This window comes from Polaribacter cellanae (assembly GCF_017569185.1).
Taxonomy (GTDB): Bacteria; Bacteroidota; Bacteroidia; order Flavobacteriales; family Flavobacteriaceae; genus Polaribacter; species Polaribacter cellanae.
Genome location: NZ_CP071869.1, coordinates 956,335 through 975,399, shown reverse-complemented (window position 1 = coordinate 975,399; position 19,065 = coordinate 956,335). Strand labels below are relative to the sequence as shown.

Below are 19,065 nucleotides of genomic sequence, written 5' to 3'. Positions count from 1 at the left end.
TTTCAACTTAATATTTTAAATTTTAATTATGCTACAAGCAAAAAAGCTTTGTAAGCGTTATGACGATAAGTTTGCGCTCAAAGATTTAAGTCTTACAGTAAATCCTGGTGAAATTTTTTGTCTACTTGGACAAAATGGGGCAGGTAAAACCACTACTATTAATATCTTTTTAGGTTTAATAGCACCAACTTCTGGAGAAGCATTTATTAACGATGTTTCTGTATTAGATAATAAATCTATACGAAGTTCAATAGCTTATATACCAGAAACGGTGCAGCTGTATAGTAATTTATCAGGTTTAGAAAATTTAGATTTTTTTAGCAGATTAGCGGGTTTTAAATATCAGAAAGAAGCACTAATTCAGTTTTTAAAACAGGCAAATTTACAAGAAGAATCTTATACTAAAAAGCTATCTACTTACTCAAAAGGAATGCGTCAAAAAGTGGGTATTGCTGTTGCTTTATCTAAAAATGCTTCTTATATATTAATGGATGAGCCAACGTCTGGTTTAGACCCAAAAGCATCTGTAGAATTTGCAAAAACATGTAAAAAATTAGCGGCAAATGGTGTTGGTATTTTAATGGCAACTCACGATATTTTTAATGCAGTAAACATTGGTTCTAAAATAGGAATAATGAAAGAAGGAACTTTAATACATACTGCCAAAACAGAAAACATTACAGCACAAGAATTACAAGATTTATACATTAAAACAATTTAAAAAAACTACAAACACAAATTTAAAATGAATATAAAACACACAACATTCTTAATTTTAGTACTGATTGCAAAATTAGGCTTTTCTCAAGCTAAAATATCAGGTAAAGTTATAGATACACAGAACGTATCTATAGAAGGAGCAAACATAATTTTAATTAATCCAGCAAAAAAACAAAACGGAGTAACATCAGATTTAGAAGGCAACTTTACAATTAAAGCAAGTGACACAGGATTATATAATATTCGTATTACTTATCTTGGATTTAAACCTTTCAAAAAAACGATTACAATACATGCGAATCAAAATATAAATTTAGGAGAAATCGTACTTCAAGAATCTTCAGAATATTTACAGTCTATAGAAGTTTTAGGTAGAATACGTAAAGATTATAATAGTGATTATTCTTTTTCGGCAACAAAAATTGCCATTAAAAATAAAGAATTACCACAAGCTGTAGCAACTGTTACGAAAGAATTATTAAGTGATCGTTTGGCTTTTCAGTTGGTAGATGCTGTAAAAACAGTAAGTGGTGTAGCTGCAACTGGTTTGTACAACCATTATAATATTAGAGGTATTACACAAGCAGATGACGGACAAATGATTAACGGAATGAGAACACGTCAATATTATTTTTTACAACCAATAACATCACACTTAGAACGTGTAGAAGTAATTAAAGGACCATCATCTGTAACATTCTCAAGTGCAGATCCTGGTGGAACCGTAAACATGGTTACTAAAAAACCATTGGCAGAAAAAAGAAGTTCAATAAGTTTTACAACAGGTAGTTTTGGAACTTTAAGAGCAACAGCAGATTTTACAGGACCTTTAAATGATGAAAAAACATTATTGTATCGTTTAAATGTAGCTTTTCAAGATGCAGATTCTTTTAGAGACGTTGTAAATAACAATGCAATTTTAATAAACCCATCTTTAAGTTATGTTCCAAATGATAAAACATCATTAAATGTGGAAATGATTTATAATGATGCTGAAGGAAATTTAGATAGAGGTCAGCCAATTTTTGGAGCAATTAATGGTGAGTTTGATTTAAATAGTACACCAATTACAAGAAATGTGGGCGCATCTAATGATCATTATAAAACCAATGAATTAATTTTTATTGCTAATTTTAATCAAAAATTTACAGAAAACTTTGGTTTTAATGCCCAGTTTATGAAGCAAACTTGGAATGAAGATTTAGCTGAACATAGATTTGATGGAACTGCAGTAGATATTGATGGTAATGTGATACCTACTTTAGCAAGAATGAGATATGACCAAAGACAACAATTTTGGGAAACAGATAATTTTAGTGGATATTTTAATTACGACATTAAAAAAGGAAATATCACCAATAAATTATTAATAGGTTATGATGCTACAAGATGGGAAAGAAAAATTGGCGCAGGTTTTTTACGTGCCAGAAGGTATTTAACAATTAATGGAAAACAAGCTAATTTTAAACCTGCAAACGCAGCTAATTTTCAGCAGATGACAGTAGATGGTGTTACCATGCCAGTTCCTGCTGTTCCGCATTTTAATTTAGCAAATCCTTTTAATGGAGCAAGAAATACAAATGCTTATAATTTAGCAGAATTATCTATTCCTGCAAATTTAAATACTTCAAGTGGTTTCTATATTCAAAACCAATTTAAGGTAGGTAAGTTTTCTGCATTGTTAAATTTAAGATACGAAACGTTTACAGACGTATTTAACTATAAAGGTGATGAACAAGAGTTTAAAACAAGTGCTTTTGTACCAAGAATAGGTTTAACCTATGAAGTTACTAAAGATATTAGTGCGTATGCTACGTATTTAGAAGGTTTTCAACCACATACAAACACGGTGTCATTATCGCCAACAGCAGAAGGTTTCTTTTGGGCGGCTTCACCAGCAAGATTTGATCCTTTAGAAAGTTCTTTACAAGAAATTGGTGCTAAAGGAGAATTTTTAAATGGGAAAATATTCGCCAATTTTGCAATTTTTAACATCACTCAAAAAAATATTTTATTGGGAGATACTTATGATTTGGATAATTTAACCACAAGAGGAAAGCAAAGAAGTAGAGGGTTTGAAACAGATATTTCTGGTTATGTTTTACCTAATTTACAACTAACAGCTTCTTATGCATATACAAATGCAACAATAGAAGAAGATGCTATAACAGAATTTATAGGGCAAAGAATTGGTGGTTCTCCTAAACATAATGCAAATTTCTGGGGGCGTTACAATTTCACAAACAAAACCTTAAGAGGAATAGGAGTTGGTTTTGGTGCGCAATTTGTAGACGAAAGATTTACTTGGTATAACCCAACTTATAATACTAATAGGTTACTATTACCAGAATATACAATATTTGATGCAGCTGTATACTATAAGCCAAATAATACAGGAATACAGTTGACTTTAAAAGTAAATAATTTATTTAATAAAACTTATTGGTTAGGTGGTATAAATCCATCTAGACTAGGACCAGGAGCACCAAGAAATGTATTGTTAAATGCTACTTATAATTTCTAATTTTTATGAGAAAAGCAGTTGTTATTTTATTAGCAAAACAATTTTTTAAAAAGACCTTTAGCAATAAAGGTCTTTTAATCCTATTGTTTATTTTTTTATCGGTTTTAACATATGTAACTGTAATAAGCTGGGTTGCTTTTGAAAAAAAGCATCAAGTCGTAGAGCATCATCAAGATGAATCAAGAAAAAGTTGGGATAATAATCCTGATAAACATCCACATAGAATGGCACATTTTGGATCATTTGTATTTCGCGCACAACACCCATTAAGTATTTTTGATTCTGGTATAGAAAGTTATACTGGTAATGCCATTTTTTTAGAAGCGCATAAACAACATACAGCTAACTTTTCTGAAGCAAGTTTATCTACTGGCTTGGTTCGTTTTGGCGATTTAAATATTACCATGTTGTTGCAACTTATTTTACCTTTAATTATTTTCTTTTTAGGGTATGCTTCCATCACTTCAGAAAAAGAAAATGGAACTTTAAAAATAATGCATATTCAAGGCGCAAAAGTTAAAGAAATTCTTTTAGGAAAATCTTTAGGTTTGTTTTTAGTTTCTGCACTTTTTTTTATACCAGCATTCATTTCTTTATGGAGTATTGTATTTTTAGAAGAAAAAGATGCAATTAACAGTTCAGTAGCAATCAGGTGTTTATTAATTACTACAAGCTATGTTTTATTTTATATAATTTTATCTTTTATTACTGTAATTGTATCTGGTAAAAGCCAAAATTCTAACAAAGCATTGTTAAGTTTATTAAGCGTTTGGTTGTTGTTTTTTATAATTACCCCAAAAATGGCACAAGTTGTAGGTAACTTAATGTATGCTAATCTTTCAAAAATTGAATTTAAAGCAGCTATTGAAGATGAGATTTCTAAACAAGGAGATAGTCATAACCCAAATGATCCTTATTTTAATGATTTACGAGATTCAATTTTAAAAGCAAACAATGTTACCAATGTTAAAGATTTACCTATTAATTATAGTGGTTTTGTAATGAGTAAAGGAGAAGAACAATCAGCCAAAATCTATAATAAACAACATAATAAATTAATTAACACTTATCGAAAACAAAATAGTATTACAGAAGGTTTGGTATTACTAAATCCTTATTTGGCAATTAAAAATTTATCGATGAGTTTTTCTGGGACAGATTTTGATACCTATGTTAATTTTCTATCACAAACAGAAGATTATAGATACAAACAATCTCAATATATGAACGATTTACAAATGAAATTTATTAGCAATAAAGCAACGAGTAGCGAAGGTAAAATTAACGTGGTTGATAAATCTTATTGGAAATCTGCACCAAAATTTAATTATAAATATATATCTATTCATAAAACGATAAAAAATCAGTTATTAGCTATTTGTACGCTTATTATTTGGTTTCTATTATCTTTTCTGTTTATCAACAAATTTTCTAACCGTTTTAAAATTATTTAGTTATGTATCCTTTATTAATCAAACAATTTTTCAGATCAAAAACGGTATTATTGGCTTTTGGAATTTTAATGGTTTTAGGGTTTTTAAGTATAGGAACAGGAAAACAATTTCTAAATCAAAAGCAAGAAGTTATTGCTAAAACAGAAGTGCTGCAAGAAAAACATATAAAAAAGCAAACCAATCTTCATAAAGATGATTTAGGATTGCTGATGTACTATTTAAAGTTTTCATTTATAAATCCTGTAAATTCGTTAGCAGGTATATCTATAGGACAAAGCGATTTAAATTCGCACATACAAAATGTAACTATTTTAAATCTTGAAGGACAAAAATATGATACTGATTTAGTAAATCCTATGAAGTTGAGTGTTGGTAATTTAGACATTAGTTTTTTAATTATTTTTCTTTTTCCGCTAATTATAATTGCGTTAAACTTTAATGTTCTATCAGAAGAAGAGGAGAATGGTACTTGGAAATTAATTACGATTCAAGGAAAATCTACTTTTAAATTTTTATTGCAAAAAATTGCAATAAGACTAATTTTTGTAGCAATAATTTTAGGCTTATTATTCTTTTTAGCTAAAATTATTTTAGGAATTCCTTTTAATAAACCTTTTTTACAAATAATAATAATAAGCTATTTGTATATATTATTTTGGTTTTCAATTTGCTTTTTTATCATTTTATTCAAAAAATCGTCAAATACAAATGCGATTGTATTGTTAAGTACTTGGTTGGTTTTGGTTGTTATTTTACCTGTTTTGGTAAATAATTATATTACCAATAAGTATCCTGTAGAAGAAGCTTTTACAATGACTATTAAGCAGAGAGATGAATATCATAAAAAATGGGACACTGATAAAAGAGAAACTTTAGATAAATTTTACGCACATTATCCTCAATTTTCTCATTATAAACTTCAAGAAGAAGGTTTTTCTTGGTTGTGGTATTATGCAATGCAACAAATGGGCGATGATGAATCTAAACAAGAGCGAGATGCAATGTATAGTAAAATTGAAAAAAGAGAATCATTAAGTAAAAAGATTGCTCAGTTTTTTCCGCCATTACAAGTACAATTATCTATGAATGCTATTGCCAATACAAGTTTAACTGACCAAGTAGCGTTTTTAAATGCAACAACAAAGTTTCATGAAGAATTACGTTTGCAATTCTATCCTAAAATCTTTGATAAAAAGGCCGCAAATTCTATAGATTGGAAACAGTACAAACCTGTGTTTTATAAATCTAAAACTACTTTTAATTTGTATGATAATATTCTTTATATGTCTTGTATTATACTATTATTAATAGGTTTTGGAGTTTTAAAAAACTTAAAACATTTTACTTAATAGCAATTTAAATTAAACAGAAGTAATTAAGTTAGACGAAATAAAAAGGTTATTCGTTTAACTTAATTGTTCAAAAAAATAAAAAATGATAATTTTAAAACAGAAATCTGATATTTTAGGAAGTTTTGTAAGTTCTTTATGCCTAATACACTGTATTGCAACTCCATTTATTTTCGTGGCACAAACGGGTATGAATACTTGTTGTGCAACAACTCCGGTTTGGTGGAGTTATATTGATATATTTTTTTTAGTAATTTCTTTTTTTGCTATTTATTGGTCAACAAAATTAACCACCGTAAAATGGATGAAATTGTCGTTATGGATAAATTGGTTTTTATTATTTACAGTAATTATAAACGAAAAATTAGCACTTTTTTACTTACCAGAAGTAGCAATTTATATACCAGCATTAGCACTAGTAATTTTGCATAATTATAATAGAAAATATTGCACGTGTAATGTTGAAAGCTGATGTGTAAAAGAAATTTAATAATAAAATTACTTTTATAATCTATTTTTAATACTAATGTTATTTTTAGATTCTTAACAATCACTAAAACTCTAAAAGTTAGAGTTTTTAATTTTCTTTAAACATACTTTTATCTTCCAAAAGAAAACAAAGTAATCTGAAAAAAACTAAAAGACAACAAATCTATTTGCCAATACAATATGTAATATTCCTTTTAAATAAAGGGTTTAATACGGTTAGGGTGGAGTATAGCTGTAAGATTTTAACTTCTTTTGGTTGATTTATTTAAATAAAAGAAAATAAATAGATTCTAATTTTTATGCATCATGAGCCATAAATACTACTTATATAAATCATTTTTTCTACGATTTGATAGAGTATTTCATAGAAAGTAAGTTATACCTAAAAACTAAACGCTAATCACGTAATAATTTTTTAAGTCAGTTTGGTAACCTTGAGTGTAATTTCGTTTCATCTTTTCGTTTAAGAAGGATACTTCAATAAGTGTTAAAACTTCATGTTGTTTTGAGGTTAAATTTTCAAAAAATATTTCTACCTGTTTTTTTGAAATACCTGCTTGTTCACCTAAAATATAGAATTGATTTGTAATTATACCTTGTGCTAAATTTGTTGGTAATATCCCCTCTTTTAAAGCAAAATCGTTATCCTCTATATGAATTCTACTATTTAATAAACCGTAAGCAGGAATTAATTTAAAATCACCAAAAGGAGTTTCTAATATTGAGAAGTTTTTATAAGAGTAACACTGTTAGAAAATAAATAATTGCATAAAATAAACTTAAATAATTTGATAGACTCTATTTTATAAGCAGAAGTATATTTTTTTAATTAAGTGATTATAAATTACAGAATATCAGGTTATGATTTTTTATAATTATAAGTATTTTCTATAATAAAATTCAAAGCATTCCTAATTCTATTATACCCTTCAGTTTGATTTATATCAATTTCACAAAATGTTGTATCATTTGATTTAGCATGTAATACCATATAGTAAATACCTGCGACTAAAAGAGCCGATATGGCTCTAATATCTATATCACTATCTTGAAGATCTTTGTCGATTAGTTCAAATATTTTTGAACCGAGACGTTCTCTATCTTCACAAACTTCATACATAATTTTTGATTTTTGACTAATTTCCCATAAAATAAGTTTTTGCATTTCACTATTATTATAAAAAAAATCAAGTTGATTTTCTAAAAGGTATTTAATTATATTTTTAGAACTGTCACCACCATTTTCTATAATGATTTTTCCAATTTCCCCAGAAGCCTCTACCCAATAATCTTTACTTTTTACATAGGTTTCTATAAGATGATTAACTGAGTCAAAATAAGTAGTAATGAGCCTACGACTTAAATTAGCTTCTTTTGCTATATTTGTAGCGGTTAATCCAACATAGCCCTTTTTTTTCAATACTTTACCTACAGCATTTATTAACTTTTCTTTAGAACGGTCTTTATTGTTAATTTTTCCATCATATTTCTTCCTATCCATTGGTCTGTACTTTTATATATAATATAATTATAAAAATATAAATTTTTAATTAAAACACTCTGTAAGTTCAATTAATAAGTGCAACATACAAATTTAAAACACTTGAGAATAATCCCAAGTGTTTTAGGTCAAAAGTATAAATTTGTCTTGCATGAAAAAATATACACAATTAACCTTATCACAAAGGTATCAAATAGAGGCATTATTACAAGCAGGTTTAACACAAACTGCAATAGCTTTACAATTAGATGTTGATAAAAGTACAATTAGTAGAGAATTAAAACGCTCAATTGCTCTTCGAGGAAGAACTTCTGGTAGTTATATTGCTACAAATGCAGAGAGGAAATCTAAAAAGCGACATCGTGAGAAGAATAAGAGAATATTATTAACAGACGAGCTTAAGCAAGCAATCGCAACTAAAATGCGGACAGATAAATGGAGTCCAGAACTGATTTATCAAAAATGGAAACAAGACAATATTAACGTTGTTTGTCATGAAACGATTTATAAATGGATTTGGAAATCAAAATTAACAAACACAAAGCAGAACCTGCCTTATAAAGAGCTTTACAAAGAATTAAAACATGGTAAAAGAAGGCAAAAAAGAGGTAATATAAAAGATACCAGAGGTGCAATTACAAACAGAGTTCATATTACAGAAAGACCATTTGTAGTAGAACAGAGAAAAAGAATTGGAGATTTGGAAGCAGATTTAATGATGGGAAAAGACCATAAATCAGCTTTATTAGTACTAACAGATAGAGCTACTTTAATTACAATGATAGAAAAGTTAAATGGGAAAACCGCTAAAGAAGTAACTGAAAAAATCACAAAACGATTGAGTAGATTTAGCACAAGTTATGTGAAAACAATTACTTTTGATAATGGAAAAGAGTTTGCTGGACACCAAAAAATTGCCAATAAATTTAATGTAAAAACCTACTTTACAACACCTTATACATCTCAAGAAAAAGGAACTGTAGAAAATAGAATTGGAGTAATCAGAAGATTTTTCCCAAAGAAAACAGATTTAAGAAAAATATCAAAACAAAGAATTAAACAAGTAGAATTAGCAATTAATAACAGACCTATTAGAAAATTCAATTATATTACGCCTATTGAAAAACTAAATAATAAGTTTGTTGCACTTATGAGTTGAACACAGCCTCGTTTTATTTAAAAAATATATATTATAATTATTTAGAGTTTACTGTTTTGTATTAATTCCAAGCTTTTGATTTACATAATCAAATCCATTTAAAGCTTTATCTAAATGTTCTTTTGTATGAGTAGCCATTAAACTTGTTCTAATTCTAGCGTCTTTACGTGATACACCTGGATACATAATTGCATTTGCATATACTCCTGCTTTTAAAAGTAATCTTGCAGCATCTCCTGTTTTATGTGCATTTCCAATTTTTATGGGAATAATTGGAGATTCAGTTACGCCTATATCTAAGTTCATATCTAATAGACCTTTTTTAAAGTAGGCTACATTTTCAGAGAGTTTCGTTCTCCATTGAGGTTCTTCATCAATTAGATCAAGTGCAGTTAATAAACCGTTGATGGTTGGAGTAGAATTTGAAGAGAAAACATATTGGCGAGATTGAAATTTTAGGTAATTTATAACTTCTGGTTTGGAAATTACAAATCCACCAATGTGCCCAAGTGCTTTACTCAATGTGCCAGATATTATATCAACTTTATCTAATAAATTAAACATTTCGATAGCTCCTCTACCATTCTCTCCTAAAACTCCAATACCATGTGCATCATCAACCATAAGAAATCCCCCGTACTGTTTCGTAAGTTGATAGATTTCATCCATTTTAGCAAGGTCTCCGTCTTGAGAATATACTCCATCAATAATAACCATTCGAGTTTGATATTTTGATTTTGCATTAGATAATGCTCTCTCTAAATAATCAAGGTTGTTGTGAGGGAATCTCTTTACGTTTGTTTCCCACAAACCTTCATATACACTAGCGTGGACAGCCATATCAACAATAGCACAATCATTGCTTTTTAGCATTGCCAATAATGTGGCACTGTTTGTTGTATACCCTGTAGTGTAAATTAAAGAAGAATCTTCAGGTCTATTAAAAAAAGAAGATAGTTTTTTTTCTAATAAATTATGGTACTCATGATAACCACCAATAAGTGGAGAAGCACCAGATCCTGTTCCGTATTTCTGTATCCCGGCAATAGCAGCAGCTTTAATTTTAGGATGCTGAGTGAAGTTTAAATAATCATTTGAAACTAAACTTATGCATTTTTTTGGCTCTTTTTGACAATGTGTACTCAGTAAAATTTCTGGGCCACAACCATTATGGGTTACAAAACCATAATTCATGTGCCCATTTATCTTCATGTGATTGGTAAATTTTTTAAAAGTATTCACCTTTTGAAAAAAATTTAAATTAGGAATTTTCTCAAAATCCTTAAAACTTGCATTATTAAAATTGATATTAATTTCGGTATTCATAGCGTTGGGTTAGGTTGATAAAAAAACAAATATACATATATAATCCCTTTTATGGGATATTTTTTTATCGCTTTTACTATGTATTAATATTCTTTAATCTAATGTATTATGTGTTTTAACTGACACAAAATTGATTAATAATTCAATAATAATGTATTAAAATATCCCGTATTTGAGATATTTTTATATATTAGTAAAATATTATAAAAAAAATGAGTAAAATAATATTCACCTTCCATTATTTTAGTTTCTAGTTGAATTATGTTTTTTACTAAAACTATAAATTATTTTTTATTGATTAGCATAGGTTTGTTGTTGGTAGTTCTGCCACAACTCAATTTAGCTGATTACATACAATCAACAATAACAAGTAAATTTATTGTTTTTGCATATAGTTGTGTGGCTCTTTTTGAAGTTTTTTTAATTATGTTCTTTACATCTTTATTTAAAGAGTTTCAAGTTACCAAACTCGATATTGCCATATTGTTGTTGTTTGGATATATATCAATAAATAGATACTTTATTCAACCAAATTTTGGTTTCTCTTTACGTTATATAGAATTGATAGGATTAGGAATTATCTATTTTATTATAAGAACTTTTTCTTTAAAAACATATCTCTGGTTACTGTTAGCAGTTATCATTTCTGGTATTGCTCAATCAATTCATGGAAATTTGCAATTATTGGGTTATTTATCTTCAAATCATTCTGGTTTTAAAATAACTGGTAGCTTTTTTAATCCAGGACCCTATGCTGGTTTTTTGGCTACGGTGTGGCCAATTGCACTAGGTATGTATTTGTTCAGAAAAAAAATAATAGTTAAAATAAATGCATCAATTACAAAAAGCTCGACAAAAACAAGAAAAATAATTAAATATATTTTTGAATATATACCACTGCTGGGGCTAATTAGTGTAATTATAGTAATACCTGCAACACGATCTAGAGGGGCTTGGTTGGCAGTATTATTAAGTAGTCTTGTTTTACTAGAGTTTAAATATAGTTTTATTAGAAATACGTTTAAGAAAATTAATCGAGCACAAAGAACTGCTTTGTTTTTAGCTACACTAATTTTTCTGTTTGCTGGTTTGTTTGGAATCTATCATCTTAAAAAAGGGTCTTCTGATGGTCGTTTGTTTATCTGGAAGGTAACTACAGAAATTGTAAAAGATTTTCCTGCTACTGGAGTTGGTTTTGATGATTTTAAAACCCATTATATGAATTATCAAGCAGGTTATTTTAAAAAACACGGAGAAACCATAGATGCGTTAGTTGCAGATAATACCAATTATGCTTTCAATGAATGGTTACAATTTATAACTGAAAATGGGTTTATAGGTTTATTGTTGTTGGTTATTGTATTGTTTGTATTATTCAAAATAAAGGCTGCTGATGAAAACAGATTCTTTTTTTTAATAGTAAAAGCAACGTTTTTAGGCATTGGTGTTTTTGCTCTTGTTTCATATCCTATGCAAATATTACCCATCAAAATTATTTTAGTAATGCTTCTTGCTCTTTTAGGAAGTTTGGATAGAGAGAAGTATCGAGTTCTTAATTTTAATAATAGACCTAAATATACTCTTTGGGCATTTAAAGTATTTGTTTTTGTGTTAGGCTTTACAGGAATCTATAGTGGTTATTCTTACACAAAAAAATTGGATAACAGTTTCAAACAATGGAAAAAAGCATCAATTACTTACCAGTATGGTGATTACATAGGAGCAGTTGAAGAATATGTTAAAGCTTATCCTACACTTAATAAAAATGGTGATTTTTTAATGAATTATGGCAAGACGCTATCAATGAATAAACAAAATGAAAAAGCGATACAAATTTTAGAAAAATCCAAACAATATTTAAACACAACCATTATAGAAACGGCTTTAGGTGATGCTTATAAAAATATAAAAGATTATAGCAAGGCAGAGATAGCTTATAAACATGCTGCGAATATGATTCCTATTCGATTTTACCCTTTATATCTACAAGCTAAGTTATATGAAGAAAGTGGTGAAAATGAAAAAGCAATTGCTATTTCGAAAACGATTTTAAAAAAAAATATAAAAGTGCCGTCAACCGCTATAAAAGAAATAAAAATAGAAGTGAACAAGATATTAAGCAATTATAATCAAAAAAAAAATAATGAATAAGAAAAATAAGTATTTGGTTAAATGTTTTTATTTATTGTTTTGCGTTGGTTTCTTATTGAATTGTACAAAACCTAAGGAAGATAAGGAAAATTCAATAACTAAAAAAGAATACTTACCAGATAAAAACGAAGTAAATATCCTTGTTTTAAACAAAGGAATTTTTAAAAAAGAATTAGTGAGTAATGGGCGTTTGGTAGCGTTAGAAAAAAGTGAACTTAAATTTAATGTTAGTGAAAAATTGACTAATATTTACGTTAAAAATGGTACTTATGTTAAAAAAGGAAAAGTATTAGCAAGTTTAGATGCTTTTACATATCAACAAAAAGTAACCAAGGCAGAGATCGATTTAAAGCAGGCTACTTTAGAATTTAATGATTTACAAATAAGAAGAGGGTTTAATTCAGAAAATAAAGAAGATATACCTGAAAAAGAATATGAGATGATGGCAATTAAATCTGGCTATAAAAATGCAATTCATCAATTAAAAAATACTCAGTTCGATTTAAAATCAACCAAATTAATAGCTCCTTTTAGCGGTAAAGTAGCCAATATGAATAGTAAAAAATATGATCAAATTTATTCAGGGAAAGAATTTCTTACTTTAATAAATGATGCAATTTTTGAGGTTGAATTTTATATTATAGAATCTGAACTTAAAGACATAAAGGTAAAGGATAGAATCTCTATTGAACCTTTTGCTTCAAATAAAACTTATAAAGGAAAAGTAACTACAATAAATCCACAAGTTGAAAAAGATGGTACTATTTTAATTAGAGCTAAAGTAAAGAATGATGGTAATTTATTAGAAGGAATGAATGTAAAAGTTTTTGTAAAAAAGGATATTCCGAATCAATTTGTTGTACCTAAATCTGCTGTAGTTTTAAGAGATAATCAAGAAGTATTATTTACAGTTAAAAAAGGGAAAGCTTATTGGACCTATATTTTAACAATTTTAGAAAATAGTAAATCTTATGCTGTAATACCAAACCCAGATAAAAGTAGCGCAACATTAAAAACTGGAGACACTATTGTGATTTCTAATAATTTGAATTTAGCGCATGATAGTGAGGTATTTGTGAAAAGAAGTGAAAATTAAATTATAGATAATAATATGTATAATCTTTAAATGATTTGCCTATGTAGTTCTCTCTTAAATAAAGGTCTGTTTATAAAAAGTTATTTTCAGAATACTATTTAATTGGTATTAAGTAGATATTATGTTTTGTTAAGTAGCATACCTTCTAAACTTATAAAATTAAAAATTATTATTATTAAACATTTAAAATCTTTAGAAATGAAAAAAAAGAAAATTATTCTTGGAACGATAATTCTATTAGCTGTAATGGCTATTAATTTAAATCATCGAAAAGCAGATGAAACTTTTCAGTTGAACCTTTCTCATTTAATATCTATGAAAATAGCAAGTGCGGAAGATAGTTCAGGATGCTCTGCATCTGCTAATTGTTTTAAAACAATAGACGGACAGACTGTAGTTAGTGGCTCAGTTAGTTGTACTGGTGATTACATTTGTTTATCAGGTGACGGTTGGGTTAACTGCGATAATAATAAGAGTGCATGCATTTAAATAGATGTTAAATATATACAAGCATAAAGTAAAACTTTATGCTTGTCTTACAAATAAAAATTATGAAACCACTTAAATTTTTTCTGTTTATGATATTGTTTATTTCGTGTAATAAAAATAACAACACTTTCAAAAGTACAGATTTAGAATTTATTAAATCTATTAATAAACTAGAAGACGGAACGTATATTTCTGATGTTAGAAATATTAAAAATTATAATAACCAAATATATTTAACTGATTATAAACGAAATCAGGTAATTGTTCTTGACAAGAATTTAAATTTAAAAAACACCTTTGGCAGTACAGGTAGAGGTCCAGGAGATTTTTTGGGAGCATTTAATATATTTGTTGATAATTCAAATATTTATGTTACGAACGATGGAAAAAAATCAATAGAAGTATTTAATAATTACAAATATTCTTACACAATTTATCCCCCAGAGGATATAAAATTTAATCCACAACTTAGTTTTTTTAAAAAAGGACCAAATTATTATATATGTAGTCCAGACAACGAATATAATTTTACAAAATTTGATAGCATAGGTAATGCTTTTCGCTTTGGTAGTTTAACAAACTATGAAAATAAAAGCGAAGAAATTATAAAAAACGAATGTCATTTAATAAACTATCAAAATAAAGTTATATCAATTTCCAATATAAGGCCAGAAATTAATATATATGATTTAAAAGGTAAATTTCTTTCTAAATATGATTACTCGAATCTTGATATTGTTAAGAGCTTTACAAAGTTTATAAAAACTAAAGAGTCTAAATTTAATTCATTTTATGTTCTTGCTTCTGATGTATCTCTAGATAAGAATAAGTTATATTTAAAAGTACCGTCATATAAAAATAATAAAGTACAATCGCACAAAATTCTTGAACTAGAGTTATTAGATGATAATATCAAGCCAAAACGGATAATAAATCTTGGAAAAGGATGGTTTGAGAATTTTTCTATAAAGGATAATACTTTTTTTGGATTTGATGCTATATCTGGAAATTTAATTAAATCTAAAATACGTGATAATGAATTATAGATGTAAAAATTTTGCTTTGATAATTTTAACATTTTTAATAATTCAATGTAAACAAAGTAGAGAAGAAAATAATTCCATAAGTAAGAACTTATCAATAAAAAAAAATATTTTAGAACAACAGAAAAAATCTATTAGAGGAAAAAAAATTAAATCTTTATCTGATATTTTAGAAGATAGTTTAAAAACTTCTAATAAAACTATTTTCTTATATAACGGATTTGATTGTGGTACATGTATTGATGTTGGTTATGAAATATCAAAAAAAATAGATTCCTTAAATAAATCTAAAAAAGTTTATATTATTTCAACCTCAGCCAATATCGGAAGAGATCAACTAAAAAACAGTTATATAGACTATGTTTATAATGATGAAAAAGATTTAATTAGAAAAGAATTAAAATTTATATACACTCCTGTTTTTTTGAGGTTAGATATAGAAGGCAGCATAAAAAATGTTTTTTTTCCTAACTATAATAGAGATTTTAAAGCTGAAGAAAATTTTATACTTAAATGTGTTAGTAAATAAACTTGTTTGTAAATTAAATTTTGGTCTTTGTAAGCCTGTCAAAACATAATACTTTTTAAAGTAAAATAAAGTTCGCCAAGCTTAATTTAACATTGGACTTCAACAATTGCTTTTTTAACACCTATAAAAATAAACTTTGTAATTTTTTGATATGGTAAAATTTTTAATACATAAACCTATAGCTGTTTTAATGACAACATTAGGGGTGTTGATATTAGGTGTTTATGCTTTTGGTTTTATACCAATATCGTTAATGCCAGATATTGATATTCCAGAAATTACAGTACAGGTTCAGGCAGATAATATGTCTGCTAGACAATTGGAAGATGCCATTATAAAACCATTACGTTCTCGCTTAATGCAAGTAGGTCATTTAAAAGATATTAAAAGTGAAACTACTAATGAATTAGGGATTATTAAGCTTAGTTTTTCTCACGGTAGTAATATTGACTATGCTTTTATAGAGGTGAATGAAAAAGTAGATAGAATAATGGGTAGTTTGCCCAAAACGATTAAACGCCCAAAGGTTATAAAAGCAAATACTACAGATATTCCTGTATTTTATTTGAGCATGACCCTTAAAGAATCTGCTAAAAATAATAAAACAACAATTAATAATATAGATGATTTATTTCCCGTCTCTCAGGAGTTTGTAGATTTCAATCGTTTTTCTAACCAAGTAATTCGTAAAAGAATTGAACAGCTAAATGAAGTAGCTATGGTGGATATTAGTGGTTTAGTATCGTCAGAAATTTTAATAAAAGTAGATCAAAAAAAAATAGATGCATTAGGGATTAGTTTAGATAATTTAGAATCGGCTATCAAAACAAATAATTTAGATATAGGGAGTCTTTTAATTAAAGATAATCAATATCAATATGATATTCGGTTAGGTAATTCTTTAAATACAATAAATGATGTAAAATCTATATACATAAATAAAAATAACAAGGTTTATCAACTGAAAGAACTTGCGGAGGTTATAGAGCATCCGCAAAAAAGAACTGGTTTAGTTTTGTCTAACGGAGACGAAGCACTTACAATGGCAATCATAAAACAAAGTGATGCTAGAATGGGCGATTTAAAGACTTCTTTAAATAACTTAATAAAAAACCTGAAAAAAGATTACGAGCATATTAATTTTTCTATTACTAGAGATCAAACCAAGTTATTAGATGTTGCCATAAGTAATTTATTGCAGAGTTTATTATGGGGAATGCTTTTAGCATTTGCGGTGATGTTTTTATTTTTAAAAAATATAAAATCTCCTTTATTAATAGGAATTACTATTCCAACTTCAGTTATTATTTGTTTTTTATTTTTTCATCTTCTAGGCATTTCAATAAATATTATATCGCTTTCTGGTTTAGTTTTAGGAATTGGTTTAATGATTGACAATTCTATTATTGTTATCGATAATATTACACAGTATAGAGAAAGAGGTTTCAACTTATCAGAATCTTGCGTTTTAGGAACAAATGAAGTAATAAAACCGTTATTAAGTTCAGCATTAACTACCTGTGCTGTTTTTCTACCACTGGTTTTTTTAAGTGGTATAAGTGGCGCTTTGTTTTATGACCAAGCAATGGCAATAAGTATTGGGTTGTTCATTTCCTTTTTTGTTTCAATAACATTATTACCAGTCTTATATCGTTTATTATATAGAAAAGAAAGTAATGCAATAACCAAGGAAATAGGTTTCTTTTCCAAAATAAATACTTTAGATTATGCCGTTTTGTATGAAAAAGGATTTCGTTGGGTAATGAGAAAACAAGTGGCTTCTTGGAGTATTATTATACTTCTCTTAGTTTCAACTATTGGATTGTTTAATAGTTTACCAAAAACACAAATGCCTGCGCTTACAAGTACAGAGGTTTTGTTAAAAGTAGATTGGAATGAACCTATTAATGTTGATGAAAATAAACGTAGAGTACTAGAAATTTTAAATCCTATTAAAGAAAAATTAATAAATCAAACGGCTTTAGTAGGGACTCAGCAATTTATTTTAGATAAAAATGCAGATGCGAAAGGCTCAGAAATGACACTTTATGTAGAAACAACATCAGAAACTGCACTAACAAATATAAAAAGGCATTTAAATGAGTTTTTGACAAAAACATACCCGAATGCAGTATTTGTATATGAAGATGTAGACAATATTTTTAGTTTAATTTTTTCAAATAAAGAAACTTCTTTAGTTGCAAAATTACGCCCTGTTGAAAATTTAGGAAGTCAACAACAAAAACAATTAAAAACGATCTGGCATCAGCTACAAGCAAAATCAGAAACTATAAAGTTAGAACCTATTGCGCTACAAGAGTATATGACTTTGGTTGCAGATCAAGAAAAACTAATGATGTATAATGTAAATGCGAATACGTTATTTAATACTTTAAAAAGTGCTTTTAATGAGCGTGAAGTATTATCAATTGTAGACAATCAAAACTTTGTTCCAGTAATTTTAGGAGGAAATGCAAAATATTTGAATGATATTCTAAATGAGACAACAGTTATATCTAGAGATAGTGCTGTTTTTCATGTAAAAAACTTTATTAAAACTGTAAAATCAGAAGATTTAAAAACAATTACAGGAGGTAATGAAGGTGAATATTATCCTGTAGCATTTCATATAGATGATGCTCAAGTAGCAACTACTATTACAGATATAAAGAAAGTAGTTAGCAAGAACTCTCAGTACGATGTAAATTTTTCTGGAAGTTTTTTTTCTAACCAAGAATTAATGAGCGAATTAAAAATAGTCTTATTAATTTCTTTAATACTACTGTATTTTATTCTAGCCTCACAATTTGAATCTTTTGTTTTACCGTTGATTATATTGTTAGAAGTACCCATAGATTTAGCAGGTGCATTTTTGTTTTTAAAACTTTTTGGTATGAGTATCAATTTAATGTCTATGATAGGTATTGTAGTGATGAGTGGAATTATTATTAACGATTCCATTTTAAAAATAGATACCATTATTCAATTACAAAGACAGGGATATCCGTTAATGAAGGCGTTATTAGTTGCAGGTCAAAGACGTTTAAAACCGATATTAATGACCAGTTTAACAACCATTCTAGCCTTGGTACCTTTATTATTAACTAGCGGAATAGGAGCAGAATTACAAGCTCCTTTAGCAGTAGCCTTAATTGGAGGTATGCTTTTGGGCACAATAGTTAGTTTATACTTTATACCAATCTGTTACTATCAATTTACAAAGAAAACATGATTA

General features: G+C 27.7%; 14 protein-coding genes. 12 read left to right on the top strand and 2 right to left on the bottom strand.

Going from position 1 to position 19,065, the window contains the following annotated elements; all coding sequences use genetic code 11:
- The first annotated feature begins 28 nt into the window (after nucleotides 1-28).
- From J3359_RS04540 to J3359_RS04520, 5 genes are all read left to right on the top strand, one after another.
- Entirely contained in the window at nucleotides 29-721 is a 693-nt protein-coding gene (locus J3359_RS04540; protein WP_208079564.1) for an ABC transporter ATP-binding protein, read from the top strand.
- 24 nt (nucleotides 722-745) lie between these two features.
- Complete coding sequence (locus J3359_RS04535; protein WP_208079563.1) at nucleotides 746-3,244, top strand: TonB-dependent receptor; 2,499 nt, start codon at nucleotides 746-748, stop codon at nucleotides 3,242-3,244.
- A gap of 5 nt (nucleotides 3,245-3,249) precedes the next feature.
- A complete protein-coding gene (locus J3359_RS04530; RefSeq protein ID WP_208079562.1) occupies nucleotides 3,250-4,698 on the top strand; it encodes an ABC transporter permease in 1,449 nt (482 codons plus the stop codon).
- Nucleotides 4,699-4,700: 2 nt separating this feature from the next.
- Entirely contained in the window at nucleotides 4,701-6,047 is a 1,347-nt protein-coding gene (locus J3359_RS04525; protein ID WP_208079561.1) for a DUF3526 domain-containing protein, read from the top strand.
- Between the two features lie 85 nt (nucleotides 6,048-6,132).
- The gene (locus J3359_RS04520) at nucleotides 6,133-6,519 is read left to right on the top strand and encodes a MerC domain-containing protein (RefSeq protein ID WP_208079560.1); all 387 of its coding nucleotides are present in this window, start codon (nucleotides 6,133-6,135) and stop codon (nucleotides 6,517-6,519) included.
- Between the two features lie 876 nt (nucleotides 6,520-7,395).
- On the opposite strand, the gene J3359_RS04515 is transcribed toward J3359_RS04520, so the two are convergent.
- The gene (locus J3359_RS04515; RefSeq protein ID WP_208079559.1) at nucleotides 7,396-8,037 is read right to left on the bottom strand and encodes a TetR/AcrR family transcriptional regulator; all 642 of its coding nucleotides are present in this window, start codon (nucleotides 8,035-8,037) and stop codon (nucleotides 7,396-7,398) included.
- 151 nt (nucleotides 8,038-8,188) lie between these two features.
- Here J3359_RS04515 and J3359_RS04510 point away from each other — a divergent pair, with 151 nt between their 5' ends.
- A complete protein-coding gene (locus tag J3359_RS04510) occupies nucleotides 8,189-9,196 on the top strand; it encodes an IS30 family transposase (protein ID WP_208079558.1) in 1,008 nt (335 codons plus the stop codon).
- Between the two features lie 48 nt (nucleotides 9,197-9,244).
- Here the strand turns inward: J3359_RS04510 and J3359_RS04505 are convergent, their stop codons facing one another.
- Entirely contained in the window at nucleotides 9,245-10,522 is a 1,278-nt protein-coding gene (locus J3359_RS04505; protein ID WP_208079557.1) for an aminotransferase class I/II-fold pyridoxal phosphate-dependent enzyme, read from the bottom strand.
- A gap of 294 nt (nucleotides 10,523-10,816) precedes the next feature.
- On the opposite strand from J3359_RS04505, the gene J3359_RS04500 reads away from it, so the two are divergent.
- The 6 genes from J3359_RS04500 to J3359_RS04475 all read left to right on the top strand — a co-directional run bounded on the left by J3359_RS04500 (nucleotide 10,817) and on the right by J3359_RS04475 (nucleotide 19,062).
- Nucleotides 10,817-12,673, top strand: coding sequence for an O-antigen ligase family protein (locus J3359_RS04500; protein WP_208079556.1), 1,857 nt, complete (start codon nucleotides 10,817-10,819; stop codon nucleotides 12,671-12,673).
- The gene (locus J3359_RS04495; protein WP_208079555.1) at nucleotides 12,666-13,769 is read left to right on the top strand and encodes an efflux RND transporter periplasmic adaptor subunit; all 1,104 of its coding nucleotides are present in this window, start codon (nucleotides 12,666-12,668) and stop codon (nucleotides 13,767-13,769) included. Before J3359_RS04500 ends, J3359_RS04495 begins: the two co-directional genes overlap by 8 nt.
- 198 nt (nucleotides 13,770-13,967) lie before the next feature.
- A complete protein-coding gene (locus J3359_RS04490; RefSeq protein ID WP_208079554.1) occupies nucleotides 13,968-14,258 on the top strand; it encodes a hypothetical protein in 291 nt (96 codons plus the stop codon).
- 62 nt (nucleotides 14,259-14,320) lie between these two features.
- Nucleotides 14,321-15,304, top strand: a complete 984-nt coding sequence (locus J3359_RS04485; protein WP_208079553.1) for a 6-bladed beta-propeller — start codon at nucleotides 14,321-14,323, stop codon at nucleotides 15,302-15,304.
- A 16-nt stretch (nucleotides 15,305-15,320) separates the two neighbouring features.
- Entirely contained in the window at nucleotides 15,321-15,830 is a 510-nt protein-coding gene (locus J3359_RS04480) for a hypothetical protein (RefSeq protein WP_208079552.1), read from the top strand.
- Between the two features lie 151 nt (nucleotides 15,831-15,981).
- Complete coding sequence (locus J3359_RS04475) at nucleotides 15,982-19,062, top strand: efflux RND transporter permease subunit (protein WP_208079551.1); 3,081 nt, start codon at nucleotides 15,982-15,984, stop codon at nucleotides 19,060-19,062.
- Nucleotides 19,063-19,065: the final 3 nt, after the last annotated feature.